The 19,964-nt window shown below is 32.9% G+C and carries 16 protein-coding genes; 8 read left to right on the forward strand and 8 right to left on the reverse strand.

Features of this window, described 5'->3' with window-relative positions; all coding sequences use genetic code 11:
• Nucleotides 1-478: 478 nt before the first annotated feature.
• The 7 genes from VB798_RS03425 (at nt 479) to VB798_RS03455 (ending at nt 7,296) form a co-directional block, all read left to right on the forward strand.
• Nucleotides 479-673, forward strand: coding sequence for a hypothetical protein (locus tag VB798_RS03425; RefSeq protein ID WP_323255998.1), 195 nt, complete (start codon nt 479-481; stop codon nt 671-673).
• 255 nt (nt 674-928) lie between these two features.
• Nucleotides 929-1,687, forward strand: coding sequence for a hypothetical protein (locus tag VB798_RS03430; protein ID WP_323256000.1), 759 nt, complete (start codon nt 929-931; stop codon nt 1,685-1,687).
• A gap of 86 nt (nt 1,688-1,773) precedes the next feature.
• The gene (locus tag VB798_RS03435; protein ID WP_323256002.1) at nt 1,774-2,148 is read left to right on the forward strand and encodes a hypothetical protein; all 375 of its coding nucleotides are present in this window, start codon (nt 1,774-1,776) and stop codon (nt 2,146-2,148) included.
• Nucleotides 2,149-2,248: 100 nt separating this feature from the next.
• Nucleotides 2,249-2,737, forward strand: a complete 489-nt coding sequence (locus VB798_RS03440) for a hypothetical protein (RefSeq protein WP_323256004.1) — start codon at nt 2,249-2,251, stop codon at nt 2,735-2,737.
• 175 nt (nt 2,738-2,912) lie between these two features.
• Nucleotides 2,913-3,164, forward strand: coding sequence for a hypothetical protein (locus VB798_RS03445; protein ID WP_323256006.1), 252 nt, complete (start codon nt 2,913-2,915; stop codon nt 3,162-3,164).
• Between the two features lie 180 nt (nt 3,165-3,344).
• Nucleotides 3,345-3,908 carry a hypothetical protein gene (locus VB798_RS03450; protein WP_323256008.1) on the forward strand — a complete coding sequence of 188 codons (564 nt, stop codon included), beginning with the start codon at nt 3,345-3,347 and terminating at the stop codon, nt 3,906-3,908.
• 208 nt (nt 3,909-4,116) lie between these two features.
• Nucleotides 4,117-7,296 (forward strand): DUF4450 domain-containing protein, encoded by a 3,180-nt coding sequence (locus VB798_RS03455; protein ID WP_323256010.1) that lies wholly within the window; start codon nt 4,117-4,119, stop codon nt 7,294-7,296.
• A gap of 32 nt (nt 7,297-7,328) precedes the next feature.
• Here VB798_RS03455 and VB798_RS03460 read toward each other — a convergent pair whose 3' ends face one another.
• The gene (locus tag VB798_RS03460) at nt 7,329-8,864 is read right to left on the reverse strand and encodes a glycosyltransferase family 39 protein (protein WP_323256012.1); all 1,536 of its coding nucleotides are present in this window, start codon (nt 8,862-8,864) and stop codon (nt 7,329-7,331) included.
• Between the two features lie 319 nt (nt 8,865-9,183).
• Here VB798_RS03460 and VB798_RS03465 point away from each other — a divergent pair, with 319 nt between their 5' ends.
• On the forward strand, nt 9,184-11,349 hold the full coding sequence (locus VB798_RS03465; RefSeq protein WP_323256014.1) for an FUSC family protein: 2,166 nt from the start codon (nt 9,184-9,186) through the stop codon (nt 11,347-11,349).
• A gap of 500 nt (nt 11,350-11,849) precedes the next feature.
• Here VB798_RS03465 and VB798_RS03470 read toward each other — a convergent pair whose 3' ends face one another.
• From VB798_RS03470 to VB798_RS03500, 7 genes are all read right to left on the reverse strand, one after another.
• Nucleotides 11,850-12,479 (reverse strand): DUF3137 domain-containing protein, encoded by a 630-nt coding sequence (locus tag VB798_RS03470; RefSeq protein WP_323256016.1) that lies wholly within the window; start codon nt 12,477-12,479, stop codon nt 11,850-11,852.
• A gap of 300 nt (nt 12,480-12,779) precedes the next feature.
• A complete protein-coding gene (locus VB798_RS03475; protein WP_323256018.1) occupies nt 12,780-13,784 on the reverse strand; it encodes a Gfo/Idh/MocA family protein in 1,005 nt (334 codons plus the stop codon).
• Between the two features lie 123 nt (nt 13,785-13,907).
• Complete coding sequence (locus tag VB798_RS03480; RefSeq protein ID WP_323256020.1) at nt 13,908-14,987, reverse strand: aminotransferase class V-fold PLP-dependent enzyme; 1,080 nt, start codon at nt 14,985-14,987, stop codon at nt 13,908-13,910.
• Nucleotides 14,980-15,633, reverse strand: coding sequence for a DUF4276 family protein (locus VB798_RS03485; protein WP_323256022.1), 654 nt, complete (start codon nt 15,631-15,633; stop codon nt 14,980-14,982). Before VB798_RS03485 ends, VB798_RS03480 begins: the two co-directional genes overlap by 8 nt.
• On the reverse strand, nt 15,627-16,838 hold the full coding sequence (locus VB798_RS03490; protein ID WP_323256024.1) for an AAA family ATPase: 1,212 nt from the start codon (nt 16,836-16,838) through the stop codon (nt 15,627-15,629). The genes VB798_RS03485 and VB798_RS03490 overlap by 7 nt, the downstream gene beginning before the upstream one ends.
• Before the next feature lie 68 nt (nt 16,839-16,906).
• Entirely contained in the window at nt 16,907-18,820 is a 1,914-nt protein-coding gene (gene serA, locus VB798_RS03495) for a phosphoglycerate dehydrogenase (RefSeq protein ID WP_323256026.1), read from the reverse strand.
• 49 nt (nt 18,821-18,869) lie between these two features.
• Nucleotides 18,870-19,838 carry a YheT family hydrolase gene (locus VB798_RS03500; protein WP_323256028.1) on the reverse strand — a complete coding sequence of 323 codons (969 nt, stop codon included), beginning with the start codon at nt 19,836-19,838 and terminating at the stop codon, nt 18,870-18,872.
• Between the last annotated feature and the right edge of the window lie 126 nt (nt 19,839-19,964).

Genomic DNA, 19,964 nt, shown 5'->3' on the forward strand with positions numbered 1-19,964 from the left:
TTTATAATTTTTACGTGTTACAATGAGTCATTGTAACACTACTTTATAATTTTTACATGTTACAATGGGTCATTGTAATACTACTTTATAATTTTTACGTGTTACAATGAGTCATTGTAACACTACTTTATAATTTTTACATGTTACAATGGGTCATTGTAATACTACTTTATAATTTTTACGTGTTACAATGAGTCATTGTAATACGACATAAAAGTTAAAACCGTTTACTAAAAAATAAACGAAACAAACCAAGCTGTTTTTTACGCTATAAAAGACTCAAAAACAGCCTATAACAAGATTTTAAGAGCCTTTTTTACCGCTTAATAAAAATGCAGAAAAATTTTATTGAGGAATTTTGATTGTTTGATGGGAATGGGGAAATTGGGGGAAGGTTTTATCAAAAGTCATTTTACAAAATTCAAATAGACCTTGTTTAAAATACTTTTTAGAGAAAACACATCCATGATAATAAGAAATGAAAAAACTACTTCAAATTCTACAAGTCGGTATTGCTCTATTACTTATTCTTGCTCTATTCTTTTGGGCAGGCTTATATGGAACAGGTCATAAAATTCCTGTAGAAACAGACATTATGGCTTTAAAATATATAAGCGTACTCACCTTGTTATATATCATTTTAAAATATATTCGTCGAAGAATTAATAGATAATTTTGAATTATCTAATGGCTTATGTATTTCCACAGCACGGATTTGTAATCCGTAAAAAAACGTCTGTTAATATATCCTTACTTATCACAGGGTTTAGTGTATAGAGGTTGAAAGATACAACAGACTTGTAGAGAGCGTTTTTAATGGCGGATTTGAACACTTTTTTAGCTTTATTCCAAGACAATCACCAATTCTTATAGAACTGATTAATATTCAGCAGACAAAATTAGATTTTGGGAAATAAAATTAAAAACTATGAAAAGGAATATTTTTTTCATGTCGATAGGTGTATTATTATTATCCCTATCTCAGATTTATAGCCAAACTGCTTCTAAAGGAGTTATTTGGCTCCCTCAGAATTATCTTGATAGCATGAATGTTTGTGAAACGGAAAAAGAAGCGTATAATCGTTTCTTAAACCCAGTTCAAGCATTGTTATTAGAGAAAGGAAAATATAAAATTTTACTTTTCGAGCAAGAATACTTCCCAATTCCTTTAAAACGTGTTAGTAAAAATCAATATTTAATCACGGATACAAATGTTAATGTTGATATGACTTTAGGTTTTGATGAAAAGCTAAAAGATAAAAAGACTGAGCTAATTTTTAACTCAGATACATCAATAGATATACTGTTTTATGACAAAGCCCAAGTTACTCGTAAAGTACACATGGTAAAGTATCATCGTTTAATACATCAGTATGACCCTTTAGCTATATTCTACGAACGGAAACTAAAAGGTAAATACACTTTATTAGATGCCAATCATAAGAAAATTGATAGTTGGGCTATTGGTGACAATTTTACACTTAAATCAACATTGTTTGAAAACCTCAAATTGATTCATTTACCCGGCGGATGTAACAGTTGTATAGCTCTACCCATTTTTCGTTTAATAACCAAGAAGGGCATTGTAGAGGAAGTAAAATTGGCATATTCAAAAGATGCTATCTATTGCTATATGGAAAAAAATAGAAATAGGACTTTACGTTATATACTCACTAAGTTGTTGTAATAAATGTAAGTTGTCCTGCTATTGGCATTGTCTGCTCTGCCGAAATTATTGCTTTAAATATTGTTCCAATAAAATTTATAAATATTATGCGTAAGGATTTAGAGATTACAGAAAAAGGGATTCTGATTAGAATATCAAAAAGGTATAAAGAGAATATGTCGGCAGAGTATCTCTATGAGTCAACAAGAGGAGTTTGGAAGTTAGGGAATGGAAGGTATGAGAACGCTGATTATGCCTTTGCTATTGCCAATGGCTTTATTTTAGAGGTTTACAAAATAGACTCGTGGCATCCAGCAGGAACAACTCAATATGCTACTCGTGATGATGTATATATAGAAGGTCGTAAAGAGTTTTTAGGAACCTTAGCAGAAGAAAGTATAAGAGCAAAATACATAGGAAAAAGTGTTCAAGAGTATTTCAAACAAGGTAACTCAAATCCAATCAATTATATAAATATTTGATGCTTTGCCGAAGTTCGTGTCTCCACGAACTTCTTTTTTGATAAATAATCACAGTCAACAAATAGTCGTCCGTGAAGACACGGACAACGGCTGAGAAAATATGCACATATTTCAACATTTAGTTGGTCAAACTATTAAAGATATAAAGCGAAGAGACAAAGAAGTTGATTATGATTTCTATATGCCTGTTGGGCTTCATTTCATTACTAATAAAGAAGAAAATGAATTAGGGCTTTATATTGGAGTATTAAATGATGGTGCTTCAACTGACATTACAATTATCAATACTGATGACCTTTTGGATAGAAACGGTGCAGATTTTTCAGTAGAAACTTTTTTAAACAAGCTAAAGCCTAATGATGAGTTAATTCCGTTTATTGGTGAAAAAATTTTAAAGATTCGATTAGCTAAATTTATTATCTCAGAAATACGAGGAGAAACATTTAATATTGTAAATGGGACTTATGCAGGTGTTGAACTTATTACAACTAATAATAAATTTACTTTTTACAACAACAATGGAGGATGTTTATCAATAAATGAAGAAGTACAAATACCACTTTCAGAAAGATGGATATGGAATGAATAACCCTAGCGGTTCTAGGTATAGCCGAAGTTCGTATCTCCACGAACTTCTTTTTTGATAAATAATTAAAACACCATCATAATCAACAAATAGTTGTCCGTGAAGACACGGACAACGGCTAAAATCCTTATAGGTTTAATTAAAAATGCTTCATAATACCTAAATAAAGATAATCCTTATGAAAGAAAACAGAAAATTCGAAGAATTGACCTTAGAAGAGCTAAAAGCAAAACAAAAAAAGTTTAAGGCTTTTGTGGGCATTCTCAGTATAATAACGCTCATTACAACATTTGGGCTAATATACTTTGCTATAAAAAGTAACAAGTATAATTTGCTTATACTTTGTGGTAGTTTTTCATTTGCTCTTTTTATCTGTTCTTATATCTTAAAGCAGATTGAAACGGAAATAAAATCACGAGATTTAAAATAGGTTTTTGGGAGAAGGTTGTGTCTTTTAAAAATTGTTTTCACGGATAAATAAAAGGTAACCGCAAGGGTTACCACTACAATTTGCTTTGATTCATTTTTATCTCTGGATTTACCTCATAAAATGTAGCGGCAATCCTTTACGGTTGCCGAAAATGAACACAATATTTTTACACTTAATCCTATGCCAAACAAAAAATCAAGACATTCTATTCGATACAAAAACCACGATTATTCTGCAGGTGGCTCATATTTTATCACGATTTGTTCAATCAATCGTGAAAATATTTTTGGCAAAATTGTAAACCAACAAATGAATCTATCATACTTAGGCTCAATTATTGAAAAGGAATGGTTAAATATTCCAAATCGTTTTTCTTACGTTGCGATAGATACTTTTCAAATTATGCCAAATCATCTTCATGCAATTATTCATATAGAAAGAAATAAGATTAATGAAGATGAAGCTATTCTAAAATTCCCTAAACATACTCTTTTGGGAAATATCATTGGGAGCTTTAAATCTTTAGTCTTCTACAACTTTTATAAATATTTAAAAGACAATCATTTAATACAACAACAGTCTGCAAAAGTTTGGCAAAGAAATTATTGGGAACATATTATTCGTTTTGAAAATGAATTACATAAGTGCCAACAATACATCATCACAAATCCCCAAAGATGGAGTGAAGACGCTGACAACTTAGAAAAGTTATTGTTAAGAATGGAAGAAAAGAAGAGTCCTTAATATTTATTCAAAGTTTATCTTATCTCCACGAACTTCTTTTTTGATAAACAATCAACAAATAGTTGTCCGTGAAGACACGGACAATGAACGGCTGATAATAAAATCAAACGAATGTAAAGTCGTTCTACAAATCATTTAATTTTCAAGAATAGGGTAAAAAAAGGCATTTTTAGCCTTATGTTTACAATACTCTCAAATGAAATGATTTATGAAATATTATCTATTCTTAGCTTGCTCCCTCCTATTTTCTATTCAGGTTACTGCCCAGATAAAACCTGTTGTCAAAAACTTACATTATCAACCTTTTCAGGGAAATGGATTTGTTTGTGTTAATCCAAAACAAAAATTCAATCGAGCTTTGTATGGTGGCAATTCTGCTTTCAGAGTAGAAGCTGGCGATTTCCCAGAGTTTGCTTTGTATTTGCCCGGCATGGGTGGAAACTGTAAAATCGGTTTATTGAATGGCACAAAAAGTAAATGGCTATCGGAAGCACAGAAAATCCAAACAATATATCAAGATGGAGCAATGCACTACAAAATTCAAGATGAATTACTAGGTGATGCCATGTTGATATTGAAAGTAACAGCTACTTACACACACGAAGCCATGCTGATTGAATATCATTATGAAGGAAATGAGCCCAAACAAACCCAAATATTAACTTTGTTTGGTGGCATTACTGCAAAGAAGTTTTCAAGAGATGGCGATATTGGTGCCGACCCAGAAAGCAATTTCTATCTAAAAGCTGAAAATTGTAGCAATAATAAAATCAAGCTCTCGAAAAATACTTTTCAAATTCAATATCAGCCTAAAGATTCTACGCAAGTTGTTTCAGGACTTTTTCCTAGCAATTATACTTTAGCAATTACAGAGGCTAATGCTCAACAATCGCCTTTGTCTGTAAAAAACTTTGCTGATAAAATCACTAATCCATGCTTGATGAGTATCGGCGATTTACAAAAGACGGAGCAATTTATCTTGATTCAAAAAGGAAATAGTACTGATATTACTTATACAGAAATCCCTTCTTTTAAAAAGCAAAATGAAGTATTGCGTCAGAAAATCGTCAATACGATTCAAATTAAAACGCCTGATACTTTATTGAATCCGATGGGACAAGCATTAAGTTTGGCTGCCGATGCCATTTGGGATAGTCCAACTTATATGCACGGAGCTGTTGCTTGGCGAATGCGTTTGCCTGCTTGGCGTGGTCCTTATATTGCTGATGTACTTGGGCAACATGATAGAGCAAAAACACATTTCACTGCTTATTCAAAATCTCAGGTTGGTGATGATTTTCCTTTAATACACTCTTTTCCAGATACTGCGATGCACTTGGCTCGTCAAATTGAGAAAATTGGGAAAGGTATTTTTACAGAAGGATATATCTGTAGAAATCCGAATGGAGATATTCGTGCGCATCATTATGATATGAATTTGGTTTATATCGACCAACTCTTAAATCACTTTAATTGGACTGGCGACACTACTTATCTTCGTGAAATGTGGCCGATAATTGAAAAGCATTTGGCTTGGGAAAAACATAATTTTGATGCTGATAACGACGGACTTTACGATGCTTATTGCTGTATTTGGGCAAGTGATGCTTTGCAATATAGTGGTGGTGGCGTTACGCATTCTACGGCTTATAATTATCGGGCTTTTCGTTCAGCGGCTTTCTTGGCTAAATTATTAGGCAAAAATGCCAAACCTTATGAAAAAGAAGCCAACAAGATTTATAAAGCGTTGCAAGAAAAATTATGGTTGGAAGAAACTGGTTGTTTTGCTGAATATAAAGATGCTTTGGGCTTACAATTAACGCATCCTTCGGCAGGGCTTTGGACAATCTATCATGCTATCGACGCACAAGCGGCTTCGCCCAAGCAACAATATCTGATGACAAAATATGTTGAAAATAACATTCCGCATATTCCTTACAGCATTCCAGCACTCAAACAAGATTTTTATCAGCTTAGTACCACCAATTGGCAACCTTATACTTGGAGTATTAATAATGTAGCTTTGGGCGAAAACTTGCATACTTCTTTAGCTTGTTGGCAAGCAGGCAATAAAAATTTAGCTTATGAAATTTGGCGAAATACCCTCATCGAAAGTCTTTATACTTCTGCTTCTCCGGGTGGATTTGAACAATTATCGAGTTTAGATGCCATCAGAGGAGAATTGTATAGAGATTTTGCCGATGGAATCGGTATGGCTGGAAGAAGTTTGGTAGAAGGTTTATTTGGAATCAGACCACAACTATTAGAAAGTAAAATACTTATCCAACCGGGTTTTCCCAATGAATGGGCTTATGCCAATCTTAAAACAAGCGACATTGAGTTTAATTTCAAGAAAAATACAAAGCTTTATGAGTACGAAATAAAAACCTTTTGGACGAAAAATACTGAAATCATCCTAAGTATTCCAGCAGAGTACACAAAAGTAAAATCGGTTTTGGTGAATGGTAAACCAACAAAATTTACTTGGAAAACTAACGGGAATGATGAACCAATCCTTGAAATTAATACACAAAAAGGAAAAAATTTTTTGGTGAAAGTGTTATTTGAAGGAAATAAAATCAACCCTAAAACAAATAATCTAGTAAAAGAAAAAGTTGAAATTGTCCATCAAAAACAACAAAATCTTACTGAAAATCAAGTATATAAAACCATTGATTTAAGCAGTACTTTCAACGATAAAGTTACCCATATTTTTAAAAACAAGTATTTATCACCACGACCGCAAAGTGCTACTTTACAATTACCGATTCAAGGAATTGGTAATTGGTGTTACCCTTTGGTGGAAGCCAATATTGATGATTCTGGACTTCGTCAAAAAGCAAAGCAACAAAATGGTCTTATTCATTATCAACAAATTCCATTTGCTACTCCTGTTGATAGCAACAACGCAAATATTGCTTTTGCTAGTAAATGGGATAATTTTCCAGATACTTTGTTGATTCTTTCCAAGGAAAAGATACAAGGTAAAAATATGCACCTGTTAATGGCTGGAACAACTAACCCAATGCAAAGCCAAATGGTGAATGGAAAAATTGTGATTCGATATGAAAGTGGTGAGCAAACTACTTTTGAATTGCATAATCCAAACAATTGGTGGCCAATCGAGCAAGATTATTTTTATGATGGAAAAGCATTTCAATACTCTCAGTCAGCACGCCCAACACGATTGTTATTAAAATCAGGAGAATTTGTGAAAGAACCCGCCAAACATACAAGTATCAAAGGCTTTAGCAATATGGCAATTGATGGCGGTGCAGCTAATGTGTATCAATTCCCTATTCTTTCAAAACCAATCAAATCCATTCAAGTAATTTCACTTTGTAATGATGTTATTATTGGTTTGATGGCGGTTACTGTTCAAGAATAATTGAGCTACAGATTGGAGATAATGTTTTTTCATTATCTCCAATCTTTCATTTCTTCCTCAATATCTTCTATCAGAAAATGTTCAATCGGTACTTTTGCTCCTTTTAATAAGTAAATACTTGTTTGATATTCTCTGGCAAAAGGATTTTCAACTTTCCCTCTTAAAGCAACCGATTGAAAGAGCGGTCTTTCTTTTTCACGATTTTTATCGTCATCATCCCAATACTGTATCAAAATAATATTTTTGATTGATGTTTTACCAAGTGGCGGAAACCAATTGATATAGTCAGCGTTTACCGTAACAGCATTAATATGTTTAAAAGCTGAATAATAATTGATAGCGCCCGCTTGTCCGTAATTATCACAAAGCACTAGTGTATGTTCTTTATCGTCAATTTTTGCATAAACGCTATCTACTTTTTGGGCTAATTCTTTCCAACCCAACATATCAGCAAAGTCTTGCGGAATGGTATGGTCTTTTCCATCTTCCCATCTTAACAAATCAAACTTTTTGTATAACTCAGTTCTCTGTTGTATTTCTTTTGGATTATAATTCGGAAAAGCAATTCTCATCATCGGTAAAAAAAGAACGATTATCAATAAAATCGTTACAGGACGAAGGTAAATTGTCCAACTTTCTTTTAATATATTTTCCAGATAAACCGAACCGAAAGCTATTAAAATAGGATACAAACCAATGGCATAATAGCTTTTTGCTTGTAAATACACGAAAATAGAAAGAGAAAACACAAAAGCCCAAAAGAAGAAACGATATTCTTTAAAAGCTTTGTATCTAAAAAATGAAATGAACGAAGCGATTAATACAAAGAAAGACGATAAGAAAAATAGTATTTGTTCTTTCAGAAAATCTGCTCTTTTTACATTCACTAATTGATACTTTTTGAGTAATGCCATGTGATGAATCACAGGAAAATTGTTTTCGTATTGCCAAATTAGATTCGGAAGTATCAATAAAAATGTTCCAAGAATAGTCAAATACAAATGTGGATTTTTAAATACTTTTCGCTGTGGGCTTATCAGCAAAGCTGGTAATAATCCTGCTAATAAAAAGACGATATTATACTTATTCAAAAAGCCAAAAGCGAAAGTAATTCCTGCTATCCACAACCATTTATTTTGTTGTGTTTTGAAGTATTTCAAGATGGTGAAATATAGGAATGTCCAACACAATATATCTAAAGAATTGGGTTGAAAAAGGGTATTAATTCGTAAAATTACAGAAAGCGTAATAGCTGTTGCCCCTAAAATCAACGCAAAAATTCCTCCATTGAGTTCTTCAATAGCTTTCCAAACGATAATCATGGTTAATACCCCAAAAAGTGTTGGGAAAAACTTCACCCAAAATATATCATTCCCTAACAAGAGTATAATATAAGAAAACCAAGAAGTAACGGGCGGAACAGACAAATATCCCCAAGCTAAATGACGAGCTTGGTCGAGATGTAAATATTCGTCTCGATGTAAATCGTAGCCTGAATCTATGAGGGTTGACTGTAAAACAAACTTAAATATGATGAAGCAACAGAGTATCAAAGATTTCTTGAACATAGTCTTTTTAAAAGAGAGGTTATCATTTTTAGAGCAATATATCGAATCTTGTTCATAATGAAAATTGAAGTGGCAATCTTCGTCATAGTTTCTTGAATATTTTATCTATTTTTACAAAAACTGATTTTGAGACTTTAGAAACGTTGTATGAAAAATAAAATGGAAGACTTAATCTGTATCGCTTTTTAAATCCTTTTTTTCCTTTTAACAGGCAAATTAATTCACCTACTAAAAGGAAAATTAAAAAGTTTAAACAGCTTCATAATTACAATTCTTTTAATCATTCACAACTTGCTAAATCACTAATTAAGTAAAAAACATGACCTCAAAAACACAACAAACGACCAACGAAATCAAGAATTTTGTCTTGAGTTCTTACTTCGGTGATGGGCTCAGGATTACTTTTGGTGCTTTGGTACCTAGTTTAATTTTATCTCAGTTTGGTTTATTACAAACAGGCATTACGGTTTCTTTGGGTGCTTTATGTGCAAGTATTGCCGATACACCCGGCCCAATTACGCATCGCCGAAATGCGATGTTGGTTACAACCTTAGTGGTGTCTATCGTTTCTTTGTTAACTGGCTTTGCTAATGCTTCTGTTTATCTTCTTGGTATTTTAATCCTTGCCTTCAGTTTTCTGTTTTCAATGCTTTACGTGTACGGCAACCGTATTGCTTCAATTGGTACGGCAGCTTTACTGGTAATGACCTTGGGAATCGGTGATATTCGCTCTTTTTCTGAAATTTTACTCTATACACTTTATATCATTGCAGGTGGTTTATGGTATTCTGCACTCAGTATTTCTTTGTATAAAATCATGCCTTACCGTTTAGCACAACAGTCTTTGGGCGATTGTGTGATTGAAGTTGCTCATTTCATGAGAATCAAAGCGGGTTTTTATAAAGAAGGAATGGATTACGATGAAAACTATAAAAAACTACTGGAATGCCAAGTATTAGTCAATGAAAAACAAAATGCTGTACGTGATTTACTCTTTAAAAGTAGGGAAATCGTTCGAGAATCAACACAACAAGGACGTTTCTTAGTCATTGTTTTTGTAGATGTGATGGATTTGTTTGAACAAATCATGTCAACTTTTTATAGTTATCAGACTTTACATAAACAATTTGATGAAATAGGCATTTTAAAACAATTTGAAACAGTTTTATTACATCTATCCGACCAACTTGAAGAAGTTGGCTATGCTTTGAAGGCAGATACAAAACCTCAGCTTTCGTTAAGATTACCTCGTGAGATTAGAGATTTAAAACTTGAAATTGAAGCCTTAGAAAGAGGAGAATATGGCAATGAATTCAAAGAAAGTGGCGTACAAGCGTTGAAGAATATTGAAGTAAATGTTGAAAATATCTTTCATAGAATCAAGAAGATTAACGGACATTTTAAAGACAGAAAAGCCAGAAAATTGACCAAAAGTCAGACACAATCTGCTTATTTTATCTCTCACGAAGAATATGAATTCAGTTTATTCAGAGAGAATCTTGCTTTAAAATCAGAGATTTTCCGCCATGCCATCAGAGTATCGGTTGTGATGTTAATTGGGTTTATCATTGCACAATCATATAATTTCTTGCACAGCAACTGGATTTTGTTGACCATCATGGTGATTATGAAGCCAGCTTTCAGTTTAACCAAAGAAAGAAATTATCACCGTTTGATTGGAACAATTATCGGGGCAATCGTCGGCATGAGTATTCTCTCTTGGGTGGAAGACGGCAAAGCTCTTTTTGCTATTTTATTGATTTGTATGTTGGGAGCATACAGTTTCCAACGGAAAAATTATGTAGTCAGTGTATTGTTTATGACGCCCTTTATTTTGATACTCTATGATTTTTTAGGAATGGGAAGTAGAGCCATTTTTATTGAAAGAGTATATGATACCATTATTGGCGGAAGCATTGCTTTTATTGCCAGTCATGTTTTTTTACCAAGTTGGGAACATCAAAAACTCAAAACAGTTTTGGTTGAAATGATAGAAGTAAACTTGGCATACTATCACCAAGTTTCTACTTACTATTTCGGACAACAATATGATAAGATTCCCTATAAAATTATCAGAAAAGAAGTATATGTTCGCAGTGCCAATTTAGCTTCTGCATTTCAAAGAATGTTCTCTGAACCTAAAAGTAAACAACTGAGCATCAAAGAAATCCATAAGTTTTCGGTATTAAATCATTTGATGTCTTCTTATGTAGCAACATTGGCATTGTATGTTATGGAACACAGAGAAGATATTCCTGCGATTGAAGGTTTGAAAGAAATTGCTTCCAACAGCGAAAAGCTTTTGAATGAAGCCATGATGACCTTGATTAAAGATGAGAGTATTGCAGGAAATGATTTAAAAATACTTCCACTCAAACATGTTTTTAAAGAGGATGACGACGCCCTTCTTATCGCTGAACAATTCATCGACCTTCAAAAAGTAGCCTTTGACATCTACAAAATCTCAGAGAAGATTAAGGTTTAATCAATATCTACTGTTGACAAAATGTCTTACTATTTCATGAATTTAGGCATTCAATTTTTCTTTCTTAAAGCCCTTTAACACAAATATTTTCAAGGGTGAAAATATATTTTTCTACCTTACAAAATAGTTTTTCAAGGGTGAAAATATATTTTTCTACCCTACAAAATAGTTTTTCAAGGGTGAAAATATATTTTTCTACCCTACAAAATAGTTTTTCAAGGGTGAAAATGTTTTTTTCTACCTTACAAAATAGTTTTTCAGGGGTGAAAATGTTTTTTTCTACCCTACAAATATTTTTTTCAGGGGTGAAAATGTTTTTTTCTACCCTACAAATATTTTTTTCAGGGGTGAAAATATATTTTTCTACCCTACAAATATTTTTTTCAAGGGTGAAAATATGTTTTTCTACCCTACAAAATAGTTTTTCAGGGATGAAAAATAGTAGAAAACAGGTAAGTAATATTCATTTAAGCTTACAGAGTTTTAATGAAGGTAAATTGCTACTTCAAATCAATTTCAGGGCGAGTTTCATAAGCTGAACCAATTTCGCAGAGCCTATCCATTATTTCAGCAAAAAGCTTGAACAGTATTTTTAATTGTGCTAAATCTTTGATGATACCCACAACTTCTAAATATAATTCATCAACTCCTTCAGGAAAATGTTGTCCAAAATAGCCTTCATCGTCTTTAACTTTTACTTGAAATTGAGATAAACTAGACAATGCCAGAAAATCATTTTTGATGTCTTCATCCTTGAACAAAGCTTTTATTTTATCAGGATTCTTACTTTTTAATACAAAAGTATCGTCAAAGATTTTGTCTTCTATTTCAATATCTTCCATACCAAAGTACTTGCCTATTGTTGCAAAAAAACCTTCTTTGAAAATCTCAAACCTAAAATCATCTTTGTTTACATAAGCACAACGCATTCTGGTATAAGGTATCGTGCTTTTGCCTGTAGAACGATGAAAGACATCCAGTACGATTGTCCAATTTTTATGTTCCAGTACTACTTTAGAATCATCTACCAGAAAACTCTTTTTGATGATCAATTGTGCATTGATTTCTTGTTCTAATTGCACCCAGATTTCTTCCTTACTTGGCCCGAAAATATTTCTTAATAATCCCATTTTATGTTGTATTTGGTGGAAATGAAACATGAATTATTCCAAATTTTCACTTAAAGTAGTAAGCTATTAGACCATTTCAAAGGTTTTATAGTGATTATTGTCTTGTTCTTACTTTTCTTTTCTTGATAAAAGAAAAGTAACAAAAGAAAATCAAGAATTCCTAAACTCGCTCCGCTCAAACAGTAGGAATTCATTGTACATCAATCATAAAAAAACGGTCGAAATTAGTTTTCCGACCGCTTTTCTGTGACATTAAAATTTGAAATATCACCTGATATATAAATATCATAAACCGAATAATTAAGCTTCTTGAGGATATTTTAGTCCAATCTGACTTCTGATTTCGCACATCAATTCCATCAATTCTAAACTAAATTGTAAAGGAAGTCTATCGTTTTCAATTCTTCCTTCTGTTAAACAACGTTGTACATCAATAGCTTCATAGCTGTATCCATAACCATTTCTTTCTGTTTGAAATACCTGAGACTCTTCGCCAGCTAATTTCAAAGTAAAGCTAAAGGTTTCATGGAAACGACCAGTAATAGAAATCTTTCCTTTAGTACCGTAAATAATACAAGTAGTATCTGTTTCAGCTGCTAAAGTTGAAAATAAAGAAGCTGTAGCACCATTCGGGAAAGCCAAAGCCACCGAACAATTCATATCAACACCCGTTGGTGCAAAAGTAGCCACTGCCTTTACTTCAGAAGGTTTGCCCAACAATAATTTACTGATGAATAAAGGATAAATACCAATATCATACAAAGAACCACCCGTAAGTGCTGGATTAAACAGACGAGCATTTTCATCATAATGTGCCAAGAAACCAAAATCTGCCACAATATGCTTGATTTCACCAATTGTACCCGCTTTGATAATTTCTTCAACTTGATTGATGGCAGGATGAAATCTTGACCAGATAGCTTCCATCAAGAAAAGATTTTTCTCTTGAGATTTTGCAATCATCTCTTGAACCATTTGTGTATTGATGGCAAAAGCTTTTTCACACAAAACGGGTACTCCTGCTTCCAAACACATTAAAGTATTTTCATGATGTTGTGCATGAGGTGTGGCGATGTAAACTATATCAATTAAACCACTTTTTAGCATTTCTTCATAACTACCAAAAGCATAAGGAGTATTGAATTTTGCACCAAAAGCTTTGGCTTTGTCTAAATCACGAGAAGCGACAGCATGCAAAGTAGCATTAAGCACATAAGTGACTAAATCATCCGCAAATTTCTCGGCTATTTTTCCGCAACCGATAATTCCCCAACGAAAAGTATAATTTTGAGCAACTGAATCCATTGAATAATAGTATTAAAAGGTTTGATTGATAATGATGTTGATTAGAAAGGTAATTGTTGTTTAACTAACAAAAAATAAAGTCTTTGAATGATTAAATTTCAAAGACTTTAAGGCAATAACTATTTATTTTTTCATGACTTCTATCAAAGCTTCAACTTGTTCAACATTCACTGCTGCAAAGTTGGCAATGCGTAATTGTGAAGCTTTAAAGTCGCCATAACCTGAACCTAAGACTAAATTAGCATCTGCTTGTACTTGTTTGATAATATCTGCCGCCGACCTTCCAACTACATTTACTACCACAACAGTCTGCGAACGATGTTCAGGATTTTTTACGAAAATATCTAAGTAATCAGATTTTTCAGCAAAGCTATAGAGTAATTTAGCTTTCTTTTCAGTCTCTTTTCTGATGGTTTCGATACCGATTTTATTCATGTCTTCGGCGACTTTACCTAACACATAAATCGCCATAACGTTTGGTGTCTCTGGTGTTTCGAATTTCTCGAAATTTTTGAATAAAGAAGGCAAATTATGATAAGTACCGATTTGATTTTCGTGCGTTTTCATACGGTTAGCTTTTTCCAACATTGCTGGATTGGCAATCCAACAGCCTAAACCTGCTGGCATCCCGAATGATTTTTGTACAGAAAAAAAAGCAGTATCAATGGTATTGAAATCTAAATCTGGATATGGCGCTGAAGAAACCATATCTACTGCCAAAAATTTATCTTTATTGGCACGCTTCAATTTATGAATCTCAGCGGGACGCATTTGCACACCCGAAGAAGTTTCGTTAGCAGTAGTACAAATTAATTCTGCATATTCAGGAACGGTGATTTCTGCATAATCAAAGCCTTCACCGAAAGGTTTTTCGTACTTATGAGCGTACTTATTTAATTCTTTCGAGAAATCGAAAAACTTCTTTGAAAACGAACCATTTACCAAGTGAAAGCTTTCGTGTTCAACTGTATTTTGAATAATACGTTCCCAAATTTCAGTAGCAGAACCTGTAAAGAAAATTCCGTTTGATTCAGGAATGTTCATCAAAATACGCAATTGCTCAACAGTATGCTGATAAATACTACGAAACTGAGCAGAACGATGTGAGATTGAGCCTAATTGAAGCTCAAAAGCATCTCTATAATGTTGTTCTACAGTAGGAAATAATTCGGCCGGGCCGGGGGTGAAGTATGTTTTACGCATGTATGGTTAAATCGTTAATCTTGTTCAGTAAATTATTGACATCAGCAAATTGCTTTCTTAACTCATTAATATCAAGTTGCTCTATTAAAAGATATGAATTCTTTAATTTCCCGTATTTGACTTTCTTTATCTTTCCTCCTTTTTCATATTGAAAATATTCTTGTAAGAGTGAATTTAGTACTTTATCTGGTTGGTCAATACTTTGTGGTACTAGTCCTTTTAAAAGTATATTTTCAGAAATAGGCGAATCAATTATTTTATCATAAGAAACAAAGGTTTTTTCTATTGCATCAGGTTGAGACAAAATCCAACTTTCCATTGTTTGAATCATAAAAAACACTAAATTTCTGTATTCTTCCAATCTGTATTGGGCAATTCTTGTATCTCTTTGGCTTTCATCTCCATCTAAATCTAAAAGAGCTAAAGTATCCGAGCTTAATCCATTATTAGCTTTAATTGCTTTTAAAACACTAGTAAAAGAGCCTTTTGTATCAATTTCAATACTTATTTTATCAGTATTGTCTAAACCTGCAGATAATAATTGGTGAAAACTCTCACGAAGTTTTTCACTATTATCAAAAGTATCGGCACTGGCATTACTATGAGGATGAACGCCACCTTCTAATAAAATGCTTACTTCTACCATCGTTTTCCTCCAATTTGCCCTCTTAACCACATTTGTCCAGCTAAAAATTCACCTTCCCAATCTGGAAAATCTTCTTCTGAAACCTTCTTCACAATCGTTTCATTCGCTTCATTTTTCTCAAAAATCATCAAATCTTCTAATTCAAAAGCATTTAATAATAATGGCGAATGTGTAGCAATAATCATTTGTGTGCCGTTTTCTGCGGCATACTTAATGCCTCTGGCAATACCATTAATCATATCAGGATGCAAACCCATTTCTGGTTCATCAATACAAACAACTTTTCCTCTTTTAGGATTATAAAAAATGGATAAATACAATATATATCTTAAAGTACCATCTGAAATATGTTCAATAGTAATGGCTCTATCTAAGTTTCTCTCTTTTAAAGAAAGTAAACTCTTCCCTGCAACAGGAGTAGAAAAACCAAGCTCTCTAAAATTAGGGTTGACATTTTTGAACTCTTCCATAATTTTATCATAGGCTTTCACTGCATTTCCGTTGAGAGAACTTAACAATGAAGTAAGATTTTTCCCATCTGCAAATAACTTATCCTCAGAATAATACGGAGAAAGCCTCCTTATTGTACTGTCAAAAGTTGTATCAAAATAATTGTAAATATCAATTTGTTCTATTGCTTTCTTTAAAGTATAAATCGGGAAATATCTATCTGGATCATTAATTTGTTTAAATACAGATTCATTTGGTTTAAAAAGTTCAATTCTCTGAATTTTCACTTCATTATCTCCTTTTTCAGAAATTACGCCATAAGTTCCTCTATCAACCTTTAAGTATGTGAACGGAGCTAAACCCTTTTTTTTACTTTTATTATAAATCCACTCAGAAAGAGAATATCCAGCTATTCCTTTCTTATGAATTTTTACTTGGTACACTGGATTGGCTGGGAAAAGAAAATATCCATGAAATGACTTTTTTAAAAAATCCTTATCAAATTCATAAGAAATGGTTATCTCTTCTGCATCTGGGTTTATAAAATTCATTACTCCACTAAAACCTCCCCATTTTTCTGAAAATAACTTCTCAAAGTCACCTAATACTATTTCATAAAGCAAACTAATCGCCTTAATGAAATTTGATTTCCCTGTTCCGTTAATTCCTACAAGAACATTAGTATCAGCATTTAATTCGATTGTTTGTTCAGAGCCAAAGCTAAAGAAATTTTGAATCGTTATTTTCTTAATCATGCTTTATTGATGGGTATAAATAGTTTGTGCCACTTTACGTGGCACAAATATAAGCTGTTTTCAGAATCTTAATACAACATTCTAAACTTAATCGTATTATCAATTCCTTTTAATTCTTCAATGATTTCGTCGGCATATTCTTTTGAAATATCTGTAATTACATAACCGATTTCGGTAGTGGTTTTCAAATATTGTCCTTGAATATTGACGTTGTATTTGGCAAAAATGTTATTGATTTTCGCCAAAATTCCCGGTACGTTTTGGTGAATATGCAATAAACGGTGTGCATTTTCTAAAGCTGGCAATTGTAATTCTGGGAAGTTTACAGAACCGTAAGTACTTCCGTTATTCATGAATTGTAATAATTTACTTGGTACAAATTCACCGATATTAGCCTGAGCTTCTTCTGTTGAACCGCCCACATGTGGTGTCAAAATTACTCTTGGTAAACCACGTAATTCATTAATAAATGCTTCGTCGTTCGTTTTTGGCTCATAAGGGAAAACGTCAACTGCTGCTCCCCAAACTTTTCCAGATTTCAAGGCATTCACCAACGCTGGAATTTCAACTACATGTCCACGAGAAAGGTTAATGAAAATTACGTTGTCTTTCATCATTTCAAATTCTTTCTCACCAATAATATTCGCATTTGTTTTACGACCATCTACGTGCATTGAAATAAAATCTGAAATATTTAAAAGCTCTTCTAAAGTCTTACATTTTTTAGCATTTCCTAAAGCTAATTTATCTACTGCATCATAGAAATACACTTGCATACCCATTGCTTCTGCAATCACAGAAAGTTGCGTACCAATACTTCCGTAACCTACCAAACCTAGTTTTTTACCTCTGATTTCGTAAGAGTTTTTAGCTGATTTGTCCCAAACTCCTTCGTGCATTTTATTTGATTTCGTCAACAAATCACGAGTAAGGATAATCATTTCGCCAATTGCCATTTCAACAACTGAACGAGTATTTGAATATGGAGCATTGAAAACGGCGATACCACGGCGCTCGCATTCATCTAAATTGATTTGGTTTGTTCCAATACAGAAAGCCCCAACCGTCATCAAACGACTAGCATTTGGGTGTTCTAATACTCTTTTGGTTAAGTTTGTTTTAGAACGTAAACCTAAAATTGAAACGCCTTTGATTTTCTCGATTAATTCATCTTCATCCAAAGCACCTTTCAATAATTCTACTTGAAAACCTTCTAATTTGAAAGCCTCAACAGCTTTCGGGTGAACGTTTTCTAATAAAAGTACTTTGATTTTAGATTTTGGGTAAGATTGAGAGCGAGTCAAACCATTGATGTATAAAAACTCATCAAAAGAAGCTACTACTTCATCCGCTTTATCAGTTACTTTTTGACGTTCGACGTTTTCTGTAAAAGCGAAAAATTTAGATGCTAAACCAGCTTCACGCATTTCATAATCTGTGTAGCCATCACCAATGGCATAGATTTCACCTTCAAATTTTAATGCTTCAAGCAATTTCACTTTGCCTTTATCTTGCGATAAAAGATTGTTGGTATCATAACCTGTAATGTTTCCATCAGCATCATAAGTGAAAGTATTGGCATATACATTTTCAGCTAAAATACCGATTTGAGAAGCTACTGGAACGATAAAATCTTTGAACCCTGAAGATACAATGTAAATATTAGCAGCATTTTCACGAATGAAAGTTTCGTTTCTAAGGAATGAATTAGAGATTTTTCCTTTTAAAAATTCTATCAAAGTAGCTACATGGTCGCTGTTAGCAGGCAAAAGTTCTACTCTAGCTTTCAAGGACTCTGCAAAACCAATTTCTCCAGCCATGCCTTTATCGGTAATGGCTTTGATTTCTCCTACAATTTTATCTTGGTCTTTATGACCAGTCAAAGCAATTGCAGCTAATTCATCTAATCCTTCAACTTTTGTGAAGGTACTGTCAAAATCAATGACGTAATTTATTTTTTGTTCGACTGTTTTGGTAATCATATTGTCCTTAACTACCGATTTTGGGCAGTTTATCTTGATTGTTTTAAATCTAATTATTACTTATCCACGCTAAAGCTCTTTTTTCAGACCATAAAATTCCTTGGTAATTATCTTGGTAAAATCCACAATGTCCACCATTTTCAGGAGCTTGGAAAAATACTTGTTCTAAAGAATTTACTTTTTCAAAAGGGAAACATGCCTTTGATAAAAAAGGGTCATTCTGAGCATTAATAATTAATGTTGGAATCTGGATTTTGTCCAAGAAGTATAAGGAACTATTACGCTCGTAATAGTCTTCTGCGTCTTGGAAACCATGTAGTTGTGAAGTGTAACAATCATCGAAATCCTTTAAAGTCTTGATTTTCGAGATGTTAGAAGTTTGTATTTGCTCTGGAAAAAGCTTTGCTTTCGCCAGAATTTTCTTTTTCAAGGAATCATTAAATCGTTTGGTGTAAAGCCATCCGATTGTCTGACTACTGCTTGAGAGGTGCAAAGGTACAGAAAATGTAACTGCTTTCTTGATTTTTGAAGACAGATTTTCTGATTGTTCGCCCAAATATTTCAAGGTAAGATTTCCTCCTAAACTAAAACCAACTAAATATATTTGTTGATAATCTTTTGAAATAGCATGTTTTATAACCAAATCAAGGTCGTCTGTAGCGCCACTATGGTAAAATCTAGTAGTTCTATTTAATTCTCCTGAACAACTTCTGAAATTCCAGGCCAAGCAATCAAAACTATTTTTGGTAAAGATTTGGACCATTCCCATCATGTATTGTCTTGAAGAATCGCCTTCTAAACCATGTGATAAAATGACAAGTTTTTTGTTGTCCTTATCAATTTCAGGATTAGCTTTTGCCCAATCCAAATCCAAGAAATCGTTGTCGGGAGTAATAATTCTTTCACGCAGATAGTTTACAGTTTTAATTTTACGAAAAACTGAAGGAAAAATAGTCTGAGAATGACCATTTGGTAGCCAAAAAGGAGCTTGATAATCAGCGTGTTTAATGATTGGCATAAATTTCAAAATTATCCCTTGAAATTACATTGAATCTTTGAAAGGTTTAATAATAATAGCTAAAATAAATATTTATTCATGGAATATTTATAAAATCAACAAAAAATCTCCTTTTCCAAAATTGTT

Origin of the sequence: Arcicella lustrica, assembly GCF_034930985.1 — a bacterium.
GTDB classification, from domain to species: Bacteria; Bacteroidota; Bacteroidia; order Cytophagales; family Spirosomataceae; genus Arcicella; species Arcicella lustrica.